Origin of the sequence: Paractinoplanes hotanensis, from assembly GCF_023717965.1 — a bacterium.
Lineage (GTDB): Bacteria > Actinomycetota > Actinomycetes > Mycobacteriales > Micromonosporaceae > Actinoplanes > Actinoplanes polyasparticus.
The window spans coordinates 57,825-77,239 of sequence record NZ_JAMQOL010000010.1; the positions used below are offsets into that span (position 1 = coordinate 57,825).

A 19,415-nucleotide genomic window follows, 5' to 3' on the forward strand; every position below is an offset into this window, starting at 1 on the left:
CGCCTATACTGCTCGAATGGCCAACGAGGGGATGTGGAATCGCACCCGGCAGGCGGCGATCGCCGAGATCAGCGCGATCGCGATGGACCTGTTCCTGGAGCGCGGTTTCGAGGTGACGACATTCGATGACATCGCCACTGCGGCCGGCATCTCGCGGCGATCGCTGTTCCGCTACTTCGGCACGAAGGAAGACATCGTCCTGGTGCACCTGGCCGACGAGGGCAAGCTCGCCCTGGAAGCCCTCGAGGCGCGCCCCGACGACGAGCCGGTGTGGACCGCCCTGCTCAACGTCCTGCTGCTGATCGACGACGGCGGCGGCGACCGCGAGCGTCTCCTCAAGATCTCCGAGATGATGTACGACGTCCCGTCGCTCCGGTCCCGCAGCCTCGAGAAGCACCTGCAGTGGCAGTCCGACCTGCTCCCCGAGGTGAAACGCCGCCTCGGCGCCGCCTCCGGCGACCTTCAGGCCGCAGCCGTGATCGCCAGCGCCGTCGCCTGCCTCGACGCCGCCGGCGAGATCTGGACCAGATCGCGCGGCCAGATCCCCCTCAGCCACCTGCTGACCGACGCCTTCGACGCCGTACAACAGGCCGCCCGCTGACGCCCGACCGCGTCGTGCAGCACGAAGTGCTCCCGTTGCGTCCGCTGCAGCACGGCGCGCGCCTCGGCCAGCGCCTTCGTCTGCTCCTCGGACCATTTTCCGATCGGATGCGCCGCGAGCACGTCGGCTGCAACCTGACTTTCGGGGCAGCATGCCGCGCCCTCGGCCGTACCGTCTGGCAAGGCGCGGCATGTGCCGGGCGATCGACAGGCGCTTGAAAGCCGCTTTGAGCTCCCTGCAGCGCCCCGATCAGGAGTGCGCCACATCCGGGCATCCTGCCGTGCAGCGCATCGCCGGCGCGACGCAGCGCTTCGCGCGGCACTGCGCAGGCACGACCGGGAATCATCGCCGCTTTGACATCGACAGGTTCGGATGGTGGGGTGGTGCCCGTGAAGGGTCAGATCGTGCACTCGCCCGCCGGTGAGGAAGTCGTCCTCGATGACGTCGGTCAGACGGTGTTGCTGGACAACCCGGTCGTACGGGTGTGGGACGTGTCCCTGGAAGCCGGGGAGACCCACCCCTGGCACCTGCACCACAACCCGTACGTCGTTCTGAGCCTGGCCGGCTCGAAGGCGCGCATGGACTGGCTGGACGGCAGCGAGCCGCGCTTTCTCAACGAGTATCGCGGCGGCTCGGTCTATCGTCCGCTGTCGCCCGTGCACCGGCTCACCAATATCGGGGGCCGCTTCTATCAGAACCGGCTCGTCGAATTGAAGGACCTCGGTGAGAACCTGCCGTCCCCGGTGGACGTGGGGCCGGGCGACCGCAGCGTCGAGGGCGAGCGGCCGGGGCCGGAACTGGCCGACGGCCGCCTGCCGGTGATCGACCACCCACACGTCAAGGTGTGGACAGTCGCGGTGGATGAGGGCCGCAAGCTCGACCTGGCCGACCTTCCGCACGTCGTGGCCGCGCTGGATCCGGGCGCCCACGGCGGCGTCTCGTTCCACCCGGGCGGGCCGCTGACATTGACCGGCCCGGGCGAGTGGTTCGTCCTCGAGCTGACATACACCGCGTCCTCGAACTGACCGAGGGCCCATCCCGCAGCGGCCCGCCGCCGAGAGCCGATCCCGCAGCGCCGCTGCTGAGTCGATCCCGCGGCGGCCCGTTGCGCCGGCGCCGCTCAGTAGAGGTCGAAACGGAAGACCTCGAAGCCACTCGCGTACTTCGTACCCAGTTTGCTGCCGGCCTGGCGAGCGAAGCCCTCGAGGAACTCCTCGGCGTCGAAGTCGCCCGAACCGAGCCCGCGCAGATACGCCACGTGCGCCTCGAGTGAGCGCACACCGAGGTCGAACGTGGCGGTCGTGTCCACACCGTGCTTCGCCTGTGGGGAACCGGCCGCCCAGACCTGGCGGACGCCGCCCCACTTCTCCAGGCCCTCGTCGATCTGTTCGCGGAACACCCAGCGATTGGCCGCGTCGCGCACCGCGTCGAGCACGGCCTTGCCGGTGGCTATGTGGTCGGCCATGTTGAGCGCGGCGCCGGCCGGGTCCCAGCTGTCGCGGAAGTTGTTGGTGATCACGATTTCCGGGCGGTGCACGCGGATCACCCGGGTCAGGACGCTCCGCAGCGTCACGCCGTACTCGATCACGCCGTCGGGCAGGCCGAGGAATTCGACCTGTTGCACCCCCACGAGGGCCGCGGACGCCCGCTGCTCCACCTCGCGCACCGGGCCCGCCTCGTCCGGGTCCATGGCGTCGATGCCCGCCTCGCCGCTGGTGAGCAGCACGTACACCATGTCCTTGCCCTGCCCGGTCCACCGCGCGACGGCTGCCGCGGCGCCGAACTCGAGGTCGTCGGGGTGGGCCACGATCGCCAGCCCTCGTTGCCAGTTCTCGTCGACGGGCTGCCACTGAACGTCATCGGTCATGGGCCCATCATGCGCCGGAAACCGCTCGTCAGGAGCCGGCGGTTCCGGCGCGGCGCAGCCGGTCGGCCAGGATGCGGCACCGCTCGCGCAGTTCGGGCGGGTCGAGCACCTCGAACTCGTGCCCGAGCAGCACGATGTGCAGGAGGACGAAGTCGAGGCTGCCGGCGCCGCTGACGACCTCGCTGCCGCCGTCGCGCTCCCGCACGAGCGCGGCCGAGGCGGGAATCTGCGCGCGGACGGTCTCGAAGGGCGCGCGCACCAGGAACCGGGCCTGGTGCCGGTAGACCCGGCTGGAAATGCTCTCCTGCACGTACGCGGCGGCGTCCGGGGCCTCGCGCGGGCGGAACCGCCAGGTGCGGGCGGCGACGTCGCTCATCCGGTCGAGGCGGAAGGTACGCCAGTCGTCGCGTTCCAGGTCGTACGCCAGCAGGTACCACCGCCGGTCGGAGGCGACCAGGCGGTAGGGCTCGACCCGGCGCCACCCGCCCTTGTAGGTGAATCCCGCTTCGACCTCGTCACGGCAGGCGCGGACCAGCGCCATCAGCACCTCGGAGTGGACCGGCGGACGGCCGCCGCCGAACGACTCGACCGCGCCGGCCAGCGCCTGCACCTCGTGGCGGAGCCGGACCGGCAGCACCCGGTCGAGCTTGGTGAGGGCGCTCAGAGCGGCATCCCCGCCCTCCGCGCCGGCCAGGAGCGCCACCGCGGTGGCGATGGCCTCCTCGTCGTCGAGCAGCAGCGGTGGCAGGGCCTGGCCCGCGCCGAGCTGGTAGCCGCCGCCGACGCCCTGTCCGGCGTGCACCGGGTAGCCGAGGGTGCGCAACCGCTCGACGTCGCGCCGCACGGTGCGGGTGGTGACACCGAGCCGGTCGGCCAGCTCCGGCCCCGTCCACACCCGGCGCTGCTGGAGCAGGCCGAGCAGGGCCAGCACCCGCTCGGTCGTGCCCCGGTCGTCCACAGATCCCAGTGTCGCAGACATAGCGGACCGATCCTGTCCTCGTTCCGTGTCAGGGTGTGCTCATGGACGTCAACTGGAACGAGACGCTGCGCGAGCAATGGACCTGGCACTGGGACAACCAGCTGCGGTCGCGGCTCGACGGGCTGACCGACGACGAATACTTCTGGTCACCGGTGCCGGAGGCGTGGAGCGTACGGCCGGACGAGCCCGGCGGTATCGACTTCGCCTTCCCCCAGCCGACCCCGCCCCCGTTCACCACGATCGCCTGGCGGCTGGGGCACGTGGTCGTGGGGGTGCTCGCGATGCGGAACGCCGCCCATTTCGGGGCGCCCCAGGTGTCGTACGAGAAATGGTCTTATGCCGGGACCGCGGCGGAGGCCATGTCTCAAGTGGAGGAACAGCTGGGCGTGTGGCTGGAAGGCATTCGCAGCCTGGGCGAGGCCGGCTTGGCCGAGCCGTGCGGCGCCAAGGAGCCGTACCCCGAACTGCCGATGGCCGCGCTGGTGCTGCACATCCACCGCGAGCTGATTCATCATCTGTCCGAGGTCTGCCTGCTGCGCGACCTCTATGCGAGAGGAGCCGGCCGATGAGCCGTCACATCCAAGTCACCTTCGACGCCCGGGATCCCGCGAAGCTGTCGTCGTTCTGGCGGGACGTACTGGGCTACGTACATCCCGGGCCGCCCGGGGTCACCCTCGCGCCGGGCGAGGATCCGCTGGCCGCGTGGGAAGTCTTCCTCGAGAAGCGCGGCGTGCCGCCCGAGGCCCGCAACCAGGCCTCGGCCATCGAGGACCCGGACGGCAACGGCCCGCGCATCTTCTTCCAACAGGTGCCGGAGGACAAGGTCGCGAAGAACCGGGTGCACCTGGACGTGCGGAACGCGCCCGGCCTCGAAGGCGACGAGCGGATGGCCGCCCTCGAGAAGGAATGCGACCGGCTGGTGGCGCTGGGCGGCAAGCGGGTGAGTCGTGCCGAGCCCGCTCCCCCGATGAGCCACGGCTTCATCGTGATGAACGACCCCGAGGGCAACGAGTTCTGCCTCGACTGAGGCCGGGGCGGGAGCGTCGCGGCGACGCTCCCGCCGGCGGATCAGCAGTACGTGGCCTGCTTGCCGATCACCTTGTACGGGCAGTCCGCCACCTCGGCCAGCAGCAGCGCCGCCTCACGGTTGCGGGTGGTCTCGCGCGTGATCACGCTGGCCGGCGGATAGAAGCCGCCGCCCGACGCCGACCGCGGGTACAACTCGAACGTGTACGCGAAGATCTTGTGCGTCCCCCACAGCCAGTCGAGCGAGTCACCGTCGGTGATGTAGAGGTCGGACGACTGCTCGGCGGTGTAACCGTTGGTCGCGGCCATCTGACGGCCGAATGTGGCGAACGTGTTGTAGTCGTCCGTGGTCATGCCGGTCGTGGTGTTCGCCGTGGTGTGGCCGAAGGGCCACAGCACGAGCTCGGAGTAGCTGTGGAAGTCCATGGCCGCGCGGATCTGCTGCTTGCCGCCCACGACCCGGCCGTTGACGAAGTCGCGGACGGCGCGGGTCTCGGGCGCGGAGAAGGCCGACGGCCCACGGTAGGTCGCCGACGAGGTGCTGCCCGACGAACCGCCGCAGCAACCCCAGCGGTAGCCGTAGTTGCGGTTCAGGTCGGTGCCGATGTTCGACGAGCCGCTGTTGGGCTGCCGGTTCTTGCGCCACGAACGGTAGCTGCCGGTCGCGACGTCGTACTCGGAACCGTCCGGGTTGACCGACGGGATGACCCAGATCTCGCGGCTGTTCACGACGTTGCGGATCCGGGTGTCGCTCGCGTAGTTGTCGGTGAACAGGTGCAGCAGATAGATCGCCATCTCGACCGTGAGGTGCTCGCGGGCGTGATGGTTGGCGTCGTACAGGATCTCGGGCTCGCTCTCGTCGGCGCCGACGTTGTCCGAGATCTTCACGGCCACGATGTCGCGGCCCTCGTAGGTGCGCCCGATCGTGCGCTTGCTCGCGATCGACGGGTTGGCCGCGACGATCTGATTCACCTCGGCGATCAGCTCGCTGTAGTTGTGGTAGGGCGCGTCCGACGGGGGGAAGTCGAACGTGCTCAGCACGGGCTGCACGGTGAAACCCTGCCGCTGCAACGCCCGCACCTCGGCCGGCGTGGCGGTGACGGTGACAACGGCGTGCTCGACGCTGTCGATGGCCACGCCGGTCCGGGCGATCACGTTGCGCTGCCCCTGATGGCGTACGTCGTGAATCTCGTACTGGGCAGGCTCGGCGCTCGCCGTCGGCGCGGCGTCGGCCGGCATGCCGGCGAGGATGGCGCCCAGCACAGCGACGGCGAGAGCGGCCGCGGTGGTGCGTCGTCGTCTCATGAACGACCTCCGGGTCGGGGGGATGGTGCCCCTCAGCCCACCACCGGCCTGTATTGATAGCAATCAATCAGGTCATGCCAGTCCGTACCTCTCACCGACGTGATGAGCGCGCATCAGATGACGACGGGGCGCGGGAAGGTGACGACCATGGCCACGCCCGGGTCGCACGCCTCGGCCACCGCGCGGCCGCCGTGGGCGGCGGCCAGCTGGCGAACGATCCATAGGCCCAGGCCGACTCCGTCCGGCCCGCCCACGGCGAACTGCGTGAACAGGCGCGAGCGCAGCGCCTCGGGGATGCCGTCGCCGTGGTCGCGCACCTCGAGGCGGTCGAACTGGCCCTCGGGGAACACCCGGATGACGATCGGTGGGCGGCCGTAGCGGGCCGCGTTCGTGACCAGGTTGACCACGATCTGCTCGAACCTCTGCTTGTCGACGTAGATGCTCAGGTCCTCGTCGACCTCGACCGTCACGTCGCCGCCGTCGCGGACATACGTGAGCATCTCGTGCACGAGCACCCGGGCGTTGTGCGGCTGACGGTCCAGTTTCAGCTCGCCCGAGCTGTCGATGCGCTGGATGTCGAGCAGCCCCTCGGCCAGCCGGGTGATGCGGGCCGTCTGGCGCAGGGCGGCGTCGAGCATCCGGGCGATCTGTGGAGGCGCCTGCCCCTTCAGTTCCTCCAGCACCATTCGTACGGTGGAAAGGGGTGACCGCACGTCGTGGGCGAGGGTGCTCATCATGGCCGAGCGCCACTGCTCGACGCGGGCCAGGCGCTCCCTGTCCTCGCGCAGGTGGCGGGCCTGCGCCTCGATCAGCAGCGCCACCACGACGGCGATCGGCATCAGGGTGAACGCGCTGCCCAGCACGAGCGGCGGCTGATGGGTCACGATCAGGGGCACCACGTAGGCCAGGGTCGCCGGCACCGCGTACGCCATCAGGATCCACCGCGGGAAGTGCAGCCCCGCCCACGCGTAGAGCAGCACCAGGAACGGCCCCGTGCCGCTCGCCACCCCGCCGAACGACCAGGTCGAGAGACCCAGCACCGCGAACGCCGGCAGCCCCAGCCAGGCGGACGTGTACGGCCCGCCCCGGTCCCAGGGCAACGCCAGCGCTACGACGGCGAGCACGGCGTCACAGGCCGCCACCAGCAGCAACCGGCCGGCGTGAACGGGGTCGCTCGCGGTGCCGAGCACGGCCAGGAAGCCGGCCAGGATCAGGAGCACCCCGGCCTGCCGGGCCGCGGCGCGCGGCCCGGTCCCCAGCAGGCGGATCGGTCGTATGCGGTCTACCTATTAACCATATATCGGCCTATTCTGACAGCCGCTCGAAGACCTCGAACATGCTGGCCGGCCCCGGCGCGGCCGGTCCGGCAGCCCTGCGATGGTCACATCCGCTCCAGGTCGAAGAGGTCGGCGTCATAAGCCGGCGTCCACCGGACCGGCAGACCCACGGCCATCAGATGCGCACCGGAGTAGTCGGCCTTCACGGCGGTCCTGTGCCGGTAGCGGGCAGCCGGATCGAGCCCGCGCAGCGGAATGCGGATGTCGCGGGCGGGAACGCCGTCGCGGCCGTCGATTCCGCCGGCGTTCCAGGCGCAGACGACCACGCGATCGCCGAGCGTGTACTGCACAGCGCACCGCGAGGAATCCGGCGAGCCGATCCGGTGCACCTCGCCGCGCATGATGACGTCGCGCACGTCCTTGTAGCGCTGCACCCATTCTGCGGCCTCGGCGCGCTCCGTGGCGGACCATCGGGTGATGTCAGCGCCGATGCCGAGCACCCCGGCGCTCGCGAGCACGAAGCGGAAAGCCGGCGAGCGCGGCCGGTCGTCGAACATCCCGTCCGCGTCGGTGACCCACGAGCTCATCAGATGGGGCGCATGCGCGCTGAGGAACCCCCACTGGATGCGCAGCCTGTCCAGCGGTGCGGTGTTGTCGCTGGGCCACAGCACATCGGTGCGCGCGGCCATGGCCAGGTCGACGCGGGCGCCGCCCGCCGCACAGCCCTCGATCGTCACGGCTGGGTGTTTCTCCCGCAGGAAATCGAGCACCCGGTACAGGTTCCGCACGTGCGAGCCGTCCAGGTCAGCCGCGCCGCGGTCGGCCTCGGTGCGGGGGCGGTTGAAGTCCCACTTGAGGTACGAGATCGGGTACTCCGTCAGCAGACCGTCGAGCGTGTCCCGCACGAACGCGAAGACTTCCTCCCGGCCGAGATCAAGCAGGTACTGGTTGCGGATCGTCGTTTTCGCCCGCCCGGCCGACCGATAAACCCAGTCGGGGTGGGCCGCATACAGCGCCGACTGCGGGTTCACCATCTCCGGTTCGACCCACAGACCGAAATCCAGACCCTTTTCCCGTACGGCGGCCACGAACGCCCCGAATCCGCCGGGGAACTTCGCCGGGTCGGGAGTCCAGTCCCCGAGGCCGCCATGGTCGTTCCCCCGCCCCACGAACCATCCGTCGTCCACGACGAAGGTCTCGACGCCCAGCGAGGCCGCAACCTCGGCCAGAGCCAGCTGCCCGGCCGCGCTGACGTCGAAGGTCGTCGCCTCCCACGAGTTGTAGATGACCTTCCGCGGCGAGACATCCCGCGCGAGCAACCGCTCATAGGCGTGCCATTGCCGGGCAACGCCGTCCGCCCCGTCCGCGCTGTAGACCCCGGCCGCGATCGGCGAGACCACCGACTCTTCCGGCCCCAGCCTGATCGGCGCCCCGTCCAGCGATCGCCCCGCCCGCACCCGGGTGAGTCCCGCGACGTCCCCATCCACCGCGATGCTCCACGACCCGCTCCAGGCCAGTCCGACACCGTACGCGGCCACCCCGTTCTCGACGACCACGGTGGGCGAGAACTGGTGCCCCGTAACGCCTTGCGAACTCCCGATCTCGAACCGTCCCCGCTTCAGCGTGGTGGAGGCCGGCGTGAACTCCTGAGACCACTGCCCCCACAGATACGAGACAGCCGCCCCTTCCGGCGTAGGAACGTTGAACCCCGCCGACCCCATCCGCACCAGCGTCAGAGCCTCAGCGCCGCCGTTGCGCACGGTCGCCCACCGCTCAACCACATCGGTCCCCGCCGCGAACCGCCACCGAAGCTCGACCTCGACCCCGGCAACGTCATCCACGAACACCGCACGAAGCCCAGATCCGGCCCCGGTGCGCGACTCGTCCCCCACCATCCCGTCGTGCTGCCCACCATCCGAGGCCGATCCGGTGCCGGTGCTGTCCGGCGTGTCCGCGGGGCCGATCGAGCGGAGTCTCCAGGTGAGGACCTGGCCGGCTACCGCGAGGTCGGCGCCGAGGAACGGGCGCAGGCCGTCGGGGGCGTACTCGACGGCGGCCACGTCGCCCGGCAGCATGTATTGCACCTTGCCGTGGAAGGCGTACGGGGACGGGCCGTCGCTGACGCCGACCGGGCCCCAGGCGACCAGGTCCAGGCGGTCACCCACCGCGGCCACGGTGTATTCGGTGGTGGCGCCGGTCATCGTCCACATGGTCAGCGGTTCTCCCGGAATTCGTCGTTCAGGCGGCGCTGGAGCGCGATGTCCTGCCACATGGGGTGATGCGGGGCCGCGTTCGAGCAGACGATCGTGCCCCACGCGCCGATCTCCCGTGATCGGCGGACGGCGTGCTCACAGATCTCGGCCCCCACCGGTCCCTCCTCGAAGCCCGCGTGCAGGGGCGTGTAGCCGACCCAGCCCTCGCCGAACACGAGCGGGATCCCGCGGGCCGCGGCGAAGTCGGCGGCCGCGTCGAGCCACAGGTCGAGCGTTTCGCGCATCGCGCGCCGGTGCTCGCCGTACCGGTCGTAGAGCCACCGGTCCCACTTGCCGGGGTCGCACCAGTCGTGGGTGTAGATCTCGCGTTGCGGGATGAACGTCGCCGTCGATTTCCACGACTCGGGTGGGCGCCAGTCCTCGAGTTTCGGGGCGCCGTCGCGGAGAAGCTCGGCGAACGCCCGCTCCTGGGGATAACTTCGGGCCGGGTCGCGCAGGGCGAACTCGTCCACAAGCCGGCCGAGCACGCCGTAGACATACGGGTGGAAGACAGCGACGTCGAGGTTGCGGGGCAGCTTGCGCATCCAGGCCACGGGCACATGCGCGTAGTTGACCGTTGCCGGAACGTCCGGCTGCCGCTGCTTGAACCGCTCGATCGCGGACTCCAGCTGCGCCTGGTCGTTGGGCACGCCGCTGAACTGCACCTCGTTGTGCAGCTCGACGAACGCGACCACGTCGTCCAGCTCTTCGGCGCGGATGACATCGATCAGGTCGGCCTGGGCGTCGGCGAGTGCCCCCGCGCGTTCGCTCGGTGGAACAGCCTGCAGCGCGCGGTGCCACGAGGGTTCGACCCCGAACGACGGCGACTGCTGATACTCCCAGCTCGACACGATGATCCGGCAGCCGTGCCGGCGGGCCGCCCGGAACAGCTCGAGCAGGTGCGCCCGGCCGTCCACCGGTGGTGACGGCGGCACGTCGTACCAGCGGGTGCGTTGCCCGAACTCCCCGCCGAGCCCGTCGAACCGCAGCGCTGCCGTGTCCAGTCCCGAGCGGAAGAGCAGGAGCGGCATGGCACAGATGCGCACCGTGTCATAGCCGCGAGCGACGGCCTCCAGGAAAGCACGGTCGAGATCCTCGAACGGCTGTCCGGGCCCCGTCCGCGTGTACCAGGTGAAGTCCCACAGGCTGATGGTCATGGGGGAAGCAGGGATCATTTCGTCGAACCCATCAGGAGGCCGGAGACGAAGTGGCGCTGGAAGGCGAAGAAGACGATCGCGGTAGGCACGGCGGCGATGACGGATGCCGCAGCCACCACGTTCCAGTTGCTCACGTAGCCGCCCTGGAGGTTGAGCAACGCGGCCGTGACCGGGAGCTTGGCCTCCGTACGCAGGACCGTGATCGCCCAGATGAGGTCGTTGAAGATCCAGGTCGTGGCCAGCGCGCCCAGCGCCGCCAGCGACGGGCGGCACAGCGGCATGATGATGCGCGCGTAGATCTGCACCGGGCCGGCGCCGTCGATCCGCGCCGCCTCGGTCAGTTCGGCCGGGATCGACCGCATGAAGCCGTGCAGCACGAACGTGTAGAACCCGAGCCCGAACCCGACGTGGATGATCACCAGCGCGAGCAGCGTGTCGTAGATGCCGAGCGACTCCATCACCCGCGACACCGGAATCAGCAGGATCTGCGGCGGCAGCAGGTTGCCCGCGAGCATCGTCAACAAGATGACGCGCCGGCCGGGGATGGCGAAACGGCTCAGCGCGTACGCCGCCCAGGAGGCCAGCAGCAGGCTGAGGAGCACAGCCGGCACCGTCACCTGGATGCTCGTCCACAGGGCCCGGCCCATCGCGCCGCGGCCCATCGCCTCGCGGAAGCCGTCGAAGCTGAACGACGCCGGCCAGGCGGCCGTGCCATGGGCGGCGATGTCGTCGAACGAGCGGAACGCCAGGACGAGCACGAACACCATGGGCGCCACCCAGATCAGGGTGAGCGGCGCCATCACCGCGTGAAAGCCCCAGCCACGCTTGCGCCGGTTGAGCGGCGCCTCGTCGGCCGCGCCGACGGCCGGTGGGACAAGGGTCGCCGTGCTCATCGGAACTCCCCCTCTTCACAAGGGACCATCAGGCGGCCTCCTCCTTCGTGGCGCGCATCAGATACGTGATGATGAAGATCAGCGCGAGGGCAAAGATCACCACGGCGATGGCGGACGCGTAACCGAGGTTCAGGAATGTGAAGCCCTGCTGGAACATGTACGTGCTGAGCAGTTCGGACGAGTGGTAGGGTCCGCCCTGGGTCATCGCCCACACGATGTCGAACGTGCGCAGCGAGTCGATGACGGTCACCGCGAACACGACCGTGTTGACCCCGCGCAGCTGCGGCCACGTGACGAACCGGAACCGCTGCCAGGGTGAGGCGCCGTCGACCGCCGACGCGTCGTCCAGCAACGGATCCGTGCTCTTCAGCCCGGCCAGGTACAGCACCATGACGTACCCCACCTGGCGCCACACCGCGGCCACCAGCACCGCGTAGAGCGCGGTGTCCGGATCCGCCAGCCACTGCTTCTCGAGGCTTTCCAGGCCGATCGCGCCCAGAAGCGTGTTGATGGTGCCGTCGGGCTGGTACTGCACCCGCCAGAACAGCCCGGTCACCGCGAGCGAGAACACCATCGGCAGGTAGATCGCGCTGCGGTAGAGACCGACTCCGCGGCGGGGCCGGTTGAGGGCGACCGCCAGGGCAAGCCCGCCGAGCACCGACAGCCCGCCGAAGCCGATCGCCCAGATCACGTTGTTCTGGAACGCCCCCCGGAACGTCTCGTCCGAAGCCAGGTCGCGGAAGTTCTCCAGCCCGACCGGCTCGGCCGCGCCCAGCCCGTTCCACTCGGTGAACGAGAGATAGAAGCTGTTGAGCGCCGGCCAGAACACCATTCCGAGCTCGACGAGAGCGGGCACGGCGAGAAAGGCCCAGACCACCGGGGGCACTTTCCGCTTCCGGTGCGGCTTCTCAATAGCCACCGCGGTCACGAGCCGATGACCTTCTTCGCCGACGCCTGCCACTCGGTGAGGATCTTGTTGACGTCACCGGGGCGGTCGAGGAACTTGGTCAGCGCGGTGTCGGCGGTGGTCTGCAACTCGTCGCTGGAGTCCCGGTTGAAGAACTGGGTGATGGCCTTGCTGTCGTTCAGCATGGTGATGCCCTTCTGCACGAGGGGCGAGAACTTGGTCGTGTCGACCGTCGGCGAGGTCGGCAGGTTCGACGACTTGGCCAGCTCGATGAACTGTTGCTGGGCCGGCGCGGAAGCCAGGTAGGTCAGCAGATCCTTGGCGCCCTGCGGATTGCGGGACTTGGCGCTGGCGAAGTAGCCGTCGGTGGGCGCTTCCTCGGCCAGTGGCACACTCGGATCGATGACCGGCACGCGGAAGAAGTCGAGGTCGCCGACCTGGTCCTGAGGAACCGCCGAGCTGATGAACGCGCCGATGAGGTACATGCCGGCCTTCTTCGAGGCGAGCGGCGTGACCGCGTCCTGCCACGAATACGAGCGGCCCTTGGGGTCGATGTATTCGACGAGCTGCCGGTAGTGGTCCATGACCGTCTTGACCTCGGCGCTGTCGAAGCTGTGCTTGCCGGCGAGCAGCTCGCGGTGGAACTCGGCGCCGTTGACGCGCAGGTTCAGATAGTCGAACCAGCCCGAGGCGACCCACGGGGTGGAGCCGGTGCCCATGCTCAGGGGCGCCACGCCCTTGCTCTTGATGGTCTTGCAGACGGCGATGAACTCGTCCCACGTCGTCGGCGCCTGGACACCCCATTCCTGGAACGCGGACTTCCGGTAGAACACGCCCCACCAGTAGTAGTTGGTCGGAATGAAGATCTGCTTGCCCTCGGCGGTGGACAGCTCCTTGAGCGCCGGCGAGAAGTTCGCGCACGGCCCGCTGCCCGTCCACAGGTCGGACACGTCGAGCAGGAAACCCTTGCTCGCGTAGTCGCGGGCGACCGAACCGGCGTACCAGGTCAGCACATCCGGCGGGTTGCCCGAGTTCAGGTACGTGGGCAGCTGGGCCCGGAACGTCTCGATCGCGATGGTGTTGAGCGTCGTCTTGTTCTTCGTGTATCCCTCGACCACCTTCGTCAGCGCGGCCTTGGGGTCCGGGTCGGAAAGTGACGATTGCAGGGTCAGCGTCGAGGAGGCGGCCGAGCCGGAGCTGTCGTCACTGCCGGTAGCGCACGCACCGAGCAGTGAGGCTGCGCCGACACCACCGAGACCGGCCAGGAACCCGCGGCGACTGAGAGGAGCAGAGATCATGCTGAGCCTCCTGGTTTGTGTTTCCAGAAGGTTGCATCACTGTGGAAGGCCTGTCAACATATCTTCATAATTAATGAAGAGTCTCCGTCGGAGGTGCGTGCATGGCAGGTCGCTTCGCAGGTCGGACGGCAGTGGTGACGGGTGCGGCCTCGGGCATCGGGGCCGCCTGCGCGGTCCGGCTGGCCGCCGAGGGCGCGTCGGTGGTGCTGGCCGACCTTCGTCCGGCCGACGGCGTGACCACGCTGATCGAGGCCGCCGGGGGACGGGCGCGGGCGGTGGTCGCCGACGTGTCGAGCGAGGACGACTGGGCGCTCATCAACGCTACGGCGCGTGACACGTACGGCCCGGTCGGCGTGCTCGTGAGCAACGCGTTCACGGTCGACGTCTCCCCCGCCGGCCAGACCTCGCTCGCCTCGTGGGAGCGGCAGCTGGCGGTCAACCTGACCGGGACGTTTCTGGGCTTCCGCTCGTTGCTGCCGGACCTTCAGGCGTACGCGGGAAGTGTGGTTGTGGTTTCGTCGGTGCACGCGCTCGTCGGATTGCCCGGGCGGCCCGCCTATGCCGCCGCCAAGGGTGGGCTGGTCGCGCTGGCCCGGCAGCTCGCGGTCGAATATGGTCCGGCGCTGCGGGTGAACGCCGTGCTGCCGGGGCCGATCCTGACCTCCGCCTGGGACTGGGTGTCCGAAGAGGACAAGGCGCTCAGCGTCGCCGAGACGGTGGCCGGGCGGTTCGGCACACCCGAGGAGGTCGCCGCGGCGGTGGCCTTCCTCGCTTCGCCCGAGGCCGCCTTCATCACCGGCACGAGCCTGGTGGTCGACGGCGGCTGGACCGCGACGAAGTCGTCCTCGTGACCCGAACCTCGTGAATCCATACAGAGAAGAGAACAGTCGGATGCAGCAGTTCACGGCCCGCGGGGTGCACGGACAGACGGTCGAGGTGCTCGCTCAGCGCATCCTCGACGGCCGGATGCCCGAGGGCTCCACCCTCGACCTGATCGCGCTGCAGACCGAGTTCGACGTGAGCCTCACGGTGCTGCGCGAGGCGTTGCGGGTGCTCGCGGCCAAGGGCATGGTCGACGCCCGGCCCAAGCGCGGCACCTTCGTCCGCCCCCGCGCCAGCTGGAGCCTGCTCGACGCGGATGTGCTGCGCTGGCAGTTCGCCCGCTCGCCGCACCGTCCCGGCCTCTTCGACGATCTGCACGAGCTGCGCGGCATCGTCGAGCCCGGCGCCGCCAGCCTGGCCGCCGCGCGCGCCACCGACGACGACATCGAGGCGCTCGACGCCGCCCTGGCCGACATGGCCGCGGCCGGCGACGATCCCGCCGCCGCGGTCGCCGCCGACCTCGCCTTCCACCGCGCGCTGCTCGCGGCCACGCACAACGAACTGATCCAGCGCATGGAGGTGGTGATCGAGACGGGCCTGGCCGAACGCGACCGCATGGTGCACGGCACGGCCGGCGCCGACGACCCGGTTCCCAGCCACAAAGCCGTGGTGGACGCGATCCGGCGGCACAACCCCGCCCAGGCCGCCCGGGCCATGGGCAAGCTGCTCGATCAGGCCGTCGAGGACGTCGCCCGGCTGGAGCGGACCCGGAGGGAGCCTCGTGAAGATCGACAGGATTGAGACCTTTCTCGTTCCCCCGCGCTGGCTGTTCTGCCGCGTCTCGACCGACGAGGGCATCGTCGGCTGGGGCGAGCCGGTGGTCGAGGGACGCGCCGAGGTGGTCCGGGCCGCGATCGACGTCTTCGCCGAGTATCTGATCGGGGAGGATCCACTTCGGATCGAGCACCACTGGCAGATCCTCACCAAGGGTGGCTTCTACCGCGGCGGGCCGATCCTCTCCAGCGCCGTCGCGGGCATCGATCAGGCCCTCTGGGACATCGCGGGTCAGGCGTACGGGGCGCCCGTTCATGCCTTGCTCGGCGGCCCCTTGCGAGATCGGGCCCGGGTGTACGCCTGGGTCGGCGGCGACGAGCCGGCCGAGCTCACCGACGCGATCGCCGCCCACGTGGAAGCCGGCATGACCGCGGTGAAGATGAACGCCAGCGGACGGCTCTCGCCCGTGCCCACCGCGGCCGAGGTCAACGACGTCGTCCGCCGGGTGTCGGCCGCCCGCGAGGCCCTGGGCGACGACCGCGACGTGGCCATCGACCTGCACGGCCGGGCCAGCCTGCCGGCCGCGCGCATGATCCTGCCGGCGGTGGCTCCGCTGCGCCCGATGTTGGTCGAGGAGCCGCTGGTTCCCGAGCAGACACACCTGCTGGGCGACCTCGTGCGGTGCTCGCCGGTGCCGGTGGCGACGGGCGAGCGGCTGTACGACCGGGCCGGCTTCCTGCCGGCGCTGCAGGCCGGGGTCAGCGTGGTGCAGCCCGACCTGTCCCACGCGGGCGGCATCTCCGAGGTACGCCGGATCGCCGCCCTGGCCGAGACCTTCGGCGCATTGCTGGCGCCGCACTGCCCGCTGGGGCCGATCGCGCTGGCGGCCAGCCTGCACGTCGCGTTCGCCACCCCCAACTTCCTCATCCAGGAACAGAGCATGGGCATCCACTACCACTCGGCCGAGGCCGACCTGCTGTCGTACGTCGCCGATCCGGCCCCCCTGCAAATCGTCGACGGCCACATCGCCCGATGGGACCGGCCCGGCCTGGGCATCACCATCGACGAGGCCGCGGTACGCCGGGCCGACGCCGCCGGCCACGCCTGGCGCAACCCGGTCTGGCGTCACGAGGACGGCTCGTTCGCCGAATGGTGACCATCACGACGGACCCGGCCCTGGGCGGCCGCTGGACCTCCCTCCGCACCGCGGGTCACGCGGGGACAGCCCAGCCCGGTTCATCCCCGCGCACCTGCTCGACCGCTCGCCGCGACTGGCTCTGGCACCGCCCCGATCCGGCCCGCGCGTCGGTGCGGCCCGGCGACGCTTTCGTGGATGCCGGCGGTCTGGAGGAGTGCATCCCCACGATCCGCGGCGCCCCCGATCACGGCGACGCGTGGTCGCGGCCCTGGACGGTCGTCTCTCCGACCACGTCCTTCGTGCGGTGCCCGGACTTCACGCTGCGGCGCGAGATCACGTCGTCTCAGGCGTCCTACCGCCTGGAGGCGGCGGCCGGGTGGCGCTTTCTGTGGGCCGCCCACGCCCTGCTCGACGTCTCGCCGGACGCGGTGCTGCTGGCGCCGGACGGCACCGAGACGCGCGTCGACGGCAGGCCAGCGGCGGCCTGGCCGGTCGGACTCGAACAGTTGGGACCGGACGACGGTACGGCCATCGGCGCGATCCTGGTCGACTGCCCGGCCACGACCGTGGCCGACGGCGAACGCCTGACCTTCACCCTCGAAGCGCCGGGCCAGCCGATCTCCACGGCGCTGTGGCGCAACCTGCGCGGCTGGCCGACCGAACCGCACCACCCAAACGTCCGAGGCGCCGGAGCGGGCAACTCACTGGCCGTGACGCCGTATCGGAGCATCGGGGTCGAGCCCATGCTCGGGCGGGTGTTCGATCTGGCCGAGGCCGGGCCCGGCGATGCGGCGGTCGTGCCGCCTTCCGGTGTCTGCGAGTGGACCCTCACGGTGACGGCCGGATGATGCCCTTCGACGTAGCCTGCGTGGGCGAGGCCATGGTGCTGGTCACGCCGGACCCGCCGGCGCCCCTTGCCCTCGGCGGCCCGGCCCGGATCGACGTGGCGGGCGCGGAGTCCACTGTGGCCTGTTATCTGGCTCAGCTCGGTCTGCGCCCGGCCTGGATCAGCCGGGTCGGCGACGATCCGCTCGGGGAACTCATCCTGGCTCAGCTGCGGGGCCTCGGCGTCGACACGACGCACGTGGAGGTTGACGGGAATTCGCCGACCGGCGTGTTCTTCAAAGATCCCGGGGCAGTCACCCGGGTCTTCTACTACCGGGCGGGATCGGCCGCTTCGAAGCTGGGCCCCGGAACACCCGTGCCGCAAGCCCGGATCACGCACCTGAGCGGCATCACGCCGGCATTGTCCGACAATTGCGCGCTGCTTGTGGACGAGCTGCTGTCCACCCGAACGTGCAGCTTCGACGTGAACTACCGCCCACGCCTGTGGACAACCGGCGAAGCCGGACCGGTCCTGCGAAGGCTGGCCGACCGGGCCGCAGTCGTCTTCGTGGGGCTCGACGAGGCGCAGACGCTGTGGGGCGCCGACCGCCCCGAGGACGTGCGGGCCCTTCTGCCCGGCCCCGACGTGCTGGTCGTCAAGGACGGCGCCCTCGGAGCCACGTCGTTCCATCCCGGCGGCACCACGTTCGAGCCCGCGCCCCCGGTCGACGTGGTCGAGCCGGTCGGCGCCGGCGACGCGTTCGCTGCCGGCTACCTGGCAGCCCTGCTGCGCAACTGGCCAACCTCACCCGGCCGCCTACGGCCGCCCCAGCAAATCGGCCGAGCCACCGAACACAAAACCGAAGCCAAGCCGTCCGCGCCAGCCCTGCACACAGACAACGCCACCGGGCACAGCGCCGAAGCCGAGCCGTCCGCGCCAGCACGCGAGTTCCGGCACTTGTTTGTACCGCTCCCAGGCAGGCAACCCGTGCATACGGAGGAAGCCACCCGGCACAACGCTGAAGCCGCGCGGCTTCGGCTGGGTCATCGTGTTGCCGGGGCTGCCCTGCGCAGCACCGGTGACGTCGCGATTCTGAAGGAGAAGCTGTGAGTTTTGACGAGATCTTCGCCGGCCGGAAGGTCATGGCCATCCTGCGCGGCATGTCACCGCACGAGACGGTCAGCGTCGCGGGGGCATTGTGGGACGCCGGAGTGACCGTCCTCGAGATCCCGATCGCCAAGCCGGAGGCCGTCGCATCCTTGCGTGCAGCGGCGAGCGCCGCTCACGAGCGAGGTTTGCGAGTCGGCGCAGGCACGGTGATCACCGCCGAACAGGTCCGGGCAGCAGCAGAGGCGGAGGCCCAGTACACCGTCGCCCCCGGGCTCGACCTGGGTGTGCTCGCCGCCAGCCAGGGAGCCGGAATGCCGCACCTGCCCGGCGTCGGCTCCGCCACCGAGGTGCAGCAGGCGTGGCTGGCCGGTTGCCGCTGGCTCAAGGCCTTCCCCGCCGCGGCCCTCGGACCGGCCTGGATCTCCGGCCTGCTCGGCCCGTTCCCCGACGTGAAGTTCGTGGCCACCGGCGGCCTCTCCGTCGCCACCGCCCCCTCTTTCCTCGAGGCCGGCGCCCGCGTGACCGCCCTCGGCGCCGCCCTGGCCGACCCATCTCAACGAGACCAGATCACCGACCTCCTCACGCCATAGCAGCTCCGAGCCGTCGCAGTGGTCCGTCTTCGCCCGCGGGAACGACGGCCTGATCCGCACCCGCGGCCCGAACACCGGCTGGACGAGCATCGGCGGTCCGAACGGTCGCGGAGTGCACGGCCGGCCCGGCGTGGCCCTCGACGCGGCCGGAGCGGTGCACGTGGCCGTTCGTCACCGCACCGATGAGGTGTGGGAGCGCGTGTACGCCGACGGCACATGGTCGGACTGGCAGAACCTGGGCGGCACGGTCAGCGGCAGCCCGACGCTGCTGGCCGCAGCGGGCCGGATCTACCTGTTCGCGGTGGCCGCCGACAACCGCCTCTGGCAGTGCAACTTCGTCGCCGGCGCGTGGGGCGGCTGGTTCCCGCGCTCCGAGTTCGCCACCGCCGAGATCCAGGGCGCGATCGGCGCCGAGCCCGGCCCCGACGGGTCGGCCTCGGTGGTGCTGCTGGGCGTCGACGGCCGCGTTCGCCGCACGGCGTTGTAGCGAGAGACGCGGGCCGCGCCGGAGCGGGTCTCCCGGCGGCTCGACTTCGGGGCCGTCTGGATCACGCACAACCGACTGTGATTCCGGGGCGGCCCGCGCAGACGGT

19 protein-coding genes and 1 pseudogene are annotated in these 19,415 nt (G+C 70.2%); 11 read left to right on the plus strand and 9 right to left on the minus strand.

Annotation, left to right across the window (positions count from 1 at the left end; genetic code table 11):
* Nucleotides 1-16 precede the first annotated feature (16 nt).
* Together LXN57_RS08230 and LXN57_RS08235 are read left to right on the plus strand one after the other, a co-directional pair.
* Nucleotides 17-601: a TetR family transcriptional regulator gene (locus LXN57_RS08230; protein WP_251797419.1), complete on the plus strand. Its 585-nt coding sequence runs from the start codon at nt 17-19 to the stop codon at nt 599-601.
* Nucleotides 602-990: 389 nt separating this feature from the next.
* Nucleotides 991-1,626: a cupin domain-containing protein gene (locus LXN57_RS08235; RefSeq protein ID WP_251797420.1), complete on the plus strand. Its 636-nt coding sequence runs from the start codon at nt 991-993 to the stop codon at nt 1,624-1,626.
* A 95-nt stretch (nt 1,627-1,721) separates the two neighbouring features.
* Here LXN57_RS08235 and LXN57_RS08240 read toward each other — a convergent pair whose 3' ends face one another.
* Both LXN57_RS08240 and LXN57_RS08245 read right to left on the minus strand, forming a co-directional pair.
* A complete protein-coding gene (locus LXN57_RS08240) occupies nt 1,722-2,468 on the minus strand; it encodes a PIG-L deacetylase family protein (RefSeq protein ID WP_251797421.1) in 747 nt (248 codons plus the stop codon).
* Nucleotides 2,469-2,496: 28 nt separating this feature from the next.
* Entirely contained in the window at nt 2,497-3,447 is a 951-nt protein-coding gene (locus LXN57_RS08245) for a helix-turn-helix transcriptional regulator (protein WP_251797422.1), read from the minus strand.
* Between the two features lie 41 nt (nt 3,448-3,488).
* On the opposite strand from LXN57_RS08245, the gene LXN57_RS08250 reads away from it, so the two are divergent.
* On the plus strand, nt 3,489-4,016 hold the full coding sequence (locus LXN57_RS08250) for a DinB family protein (protein WP_251797423.1): 528 nt from the start codon (nt 3,489-3,491) through the stop codon (nt 4,014-4,016).
* The gene (locus tag LXN57_RS08255; RefSeq protein WP_251797424.1) at nt 4,013-4,474 is read left to right on the plus strand and encodes a VOC family protein; all 462 of its coding nucleotides are present in this window, start codon (nt 4,013-4,015) and stop codon (nt 4,472-4,474) included. Before LXN57_RS08250 ends, LXN57_RS08255 begins: the two co-directional genes overlap by 4 nt.
* Nucleotides 4,475-4,518: 44 nt before the next feature.
* Here LXN57_RS08255 and LXN57_RS08260 read toward each other — a convergent pair.
* The 7 genes and pseudogenes from LXN57_RS08260 to LXN57_RS08290 form a co-directional block, all read right to left on the minus strand.
* A pseudogene (locus LXN57_RS08260) lies at nt 4,519-5,778 on the minus strand (M14 family metallopeptidase); the annotation flags it as partial.
* Between the two features lie 113 nt (nt 5,779-5,891).
* On the minus strand, nt 5,892-6,998 hold the full coding sequence (locus LXN57_RS08265; RefSeq protein WP_251797425.1) for a sensor histidine kinase: 1,107 nt from the start codon (nt 6,996-6,998) through the stop codon (nt 5,892-5,894).
* A gap of 161 nt (nt 6,999-7,159) precedes the next feature.
* Nucleotides 7,160-9,256 (minus strand): alpha-galactosidase, encoded by a 2,097-nt coding sequence (locus tag LXN57_RS08270; protein WP_251797426.1) that lies wholly within the window; start codon nt 9,254-9,256, stop codon nt 7,160-7,162.
* 11 nt (nt 9,257-9,267) lie between these two features.
* The gene (locus LXN57_RS08275; protein WP_251797427.1) at nt 9,268-10,464 is read right to left on the minus strand and encodes a cellulase-like family protein; all 1,197 of its coding nucleotides are present in this window, start codon (nt 10,462-10,464) and stop codon (nt 9,268-9,270) included.
* A gap of 14 nt (nt 10,465-10,478) precedes the next feature.
* Nucleotides 10,479-11,357: a carbohydrate ABC transporter permease gene (locus LXN57_RS08280; RefSeq protein ID WP_251797428.1), complete on the minus strand. Its 879-nt coding sequence runs from the start codon at nt 11,355-11,357 to the stop codon at nt 10,479-10,481.
* Nucleotides 11,358-11,385: 28 nt separating this feature from the next.
* On the minus strand, nt 11,386-12,234 hold the full coding sequence (locus LXN57_RS08285) for a carbohydrate ABC transporter permease (protein WP_251797429.1): 849 nt from the start codon (nt 12,232-12,234) through the stop codon (nt 11,386-11,388).
* 47 nt (nt 12,235-12,281) lie between these two features.
* Nucleotides 12,282-13,562, minus strand: coding sequence for an ABC transporter substrate-binding protein (locus LXN57_RS08290; protein WP_251797430.1), 1,281 nt, complete (start codon nt 13,560-13,562; stop codon nt 12,282-12,284).
* 101 nt (nt 13,563-13,663) lie between these two features.
* Here LXN57_RS08290 and LXN57_RS08295 point away from each other — a divergent pair, with 101 nt between their 5' ends.
* Genes LXN57_RS08295 through LXN57_RS08325 form a run of 7 tightly spaced genes read left to right on the plus strand, consistent with a single transcriptional unit; the run spans nt 13,664 to nt 19,309 of the window.
* Nucleotides 13,664-14,413, plus strand: coding sequence for an SDR family NAD(P)-dependent oxidoreductase (locus LXN57_RS08295; RefSeq protein ID WP_251797431.1), 750 nt, complete (start codon nt 13,664-13,666; stop codon nt 14,411-14,413).
* A 40-nt stretch (nt 14,414-14,453) separates the two neighbouring features.
* Nucleotides 14,454-15,185, plus strand: coding sequence for a FadR/GntR family transcriptional regulator (locus LXN57_RS08300; protein ID WP_251797432.1), 732 nt, complete (start codon nt 14,454-14,456; stop codon nt 15,183-15,185).
* Complete coding sequence (gene dgoD / locus LXN57_RS08305; protein WP_251797433.1) at nt 15,166-16,314, plus strand: galactonate dehydratase; 1,149 nt, start codon at nt 15,166-15,168, stop codon at nt 16,312-16,314. The genes LXN57_RS08300 and dgoD overlap by 20 nt, the downstream gene beginning before the upstream one ends.
* On the plus strand, nt 16,308-17,144 hold the full coding sequence (locus LXN57_RS08310) for a hypothetical protein (protein WP_251797434.1): 837 nt from the start codon (nt 16,308-16,310) through the stop codon (nt 17,142-17,144). Before dgoD ends, LXN57_RS08310 begins: the two co-directional genes overlap by 7 nt.
* Entirely contained in the window at nt 17,144-18,232 is a 1,089-nt protein-coding gene (locus LXN57_RS08315; RefSeq protein WP_251797435.1) for a sugar kinase, read from the plus strand. Before LXN57_RS08310 ends, LXN57_RS08315 begins: the two co-directional genes overlap by 1 nt.
* Complete coding sequence (locus tag LXN57_RS08320) at nt 18,229-18,822, plus strand: bifunctional 4-hydroxy-2-oxoglutarate aldolase/2-dehydro-3-deoxy-phosphogluconate aldolase (protein ID WP_251797436.1); 594 nt, start codon at nt 18,229-18,231, stop codon at nt 18,820-18,822. The genes LXN57_RS08315 and LXN57_RS08320 overlap by 4 nt, the downstream gene beginning before the upstream one ends.
* A gap of 52 nt (nt 18,823-18,874) precedes the next feature.
* Entirely contained in the window at nt 18,875-19,309 is a 435-nt protein-coding gene (locus LXN57_RS08325) for a DUF8189 domain-containing protein (protein WP_507185026.1), read from the plus strand.
* The last annotated feature ends 106 nt before the right edge of the window (nt 19,310-19,415 follow it).

Coding starts and splice junctions, on each gene's coding strand:
- LXN57_RS08315 (WP_251797435.1), top strand. CDS start 17,144: ATGCCCTTCGACGTAGCCTGCGTGGGCGAGGCCATGGTGCTGGTCACG.
- LXN57_RS08245 (WP_251797422.1), bottom strand. CDS start 3,447: ATGTCTGCGACACTGGGATCTGTGGACGACCGGGGCACGACCGAGCGG.
- LXN57_RS08280 (WP_251797428.1), bottom strand. CDS start 11,357: ATGAGCACGGCGACCCTTGTCCCACCGGCCGTCGGCGCGGCCGACGAG.
- LXN57_RS08290 (WP_251797430.1), bottom strand. CDS start 13,562: ATGATCTCTGCTCCTCTCAGTCGCCGCGGGTTCCTGGCCGGTCTCGGT.
- LXN57_RS08230 (WP_251797419.1), top strand. CDS start 17: ATGGCCAACGAGGGGATGTGGAATCGCACCCGGCAGGCGGCGATCGCC.
- LXN57_RS08300 (WP_251797432.1), top strand. CDS start 14,454: ATGCAGCAGTTCACGGCCCGCGGGGTGCACGGACAGACGGTCGAGGTG.
- LXN57_RS08240 (WP_251797421.1), bottom strand. CDS start 2,468: ATGACCGATGACGTTCAGTGGCAGCCCGTCGACGAGAACTGGCAACGA.
- LXN57_RS08270 (WP_251797426.1), bottom strand. CDS start 9,256: ATGACCGGCGCCACCACCGAATACACCGTGGCCGCGGTGGGTGACCGC.
- LXN57_RS08250 (WP_251797423.1), top strand. CDS start 3,489: ATGGACGTCAACTGGAACGAGACGCTGCGCGAGCAATGGACCTGGCAC.
- LXN57_RS08275 (WP_251797427.1), bottom strand. CDS start 10,464: ATGACCATCAGCCTGTGGGACTTCACCTGGTACACGCGGACGGGGCCC.
- LXN57_RS08255 (WP_251797424.1), top strand. CDS start 4,013: ATGAGCCGTCACATCCAAGTCACCTTCGACGCCCGGGATCCCGCGAAG.
- LXN57_RS08295 (WP_251797431.1), top strand. CDS start 13,664: ATGGCAGGTCGCTTCGCAGGTCGGACGGCAGTGGTGACGGGTGCGGCC.
- LXN57_RS08310 (WP_251797434.1), top strand. CDS start 16,308: ATGGTGACCATCACGACGGACCCGGCCCTGGGCGGCCGCTGGACCTCC.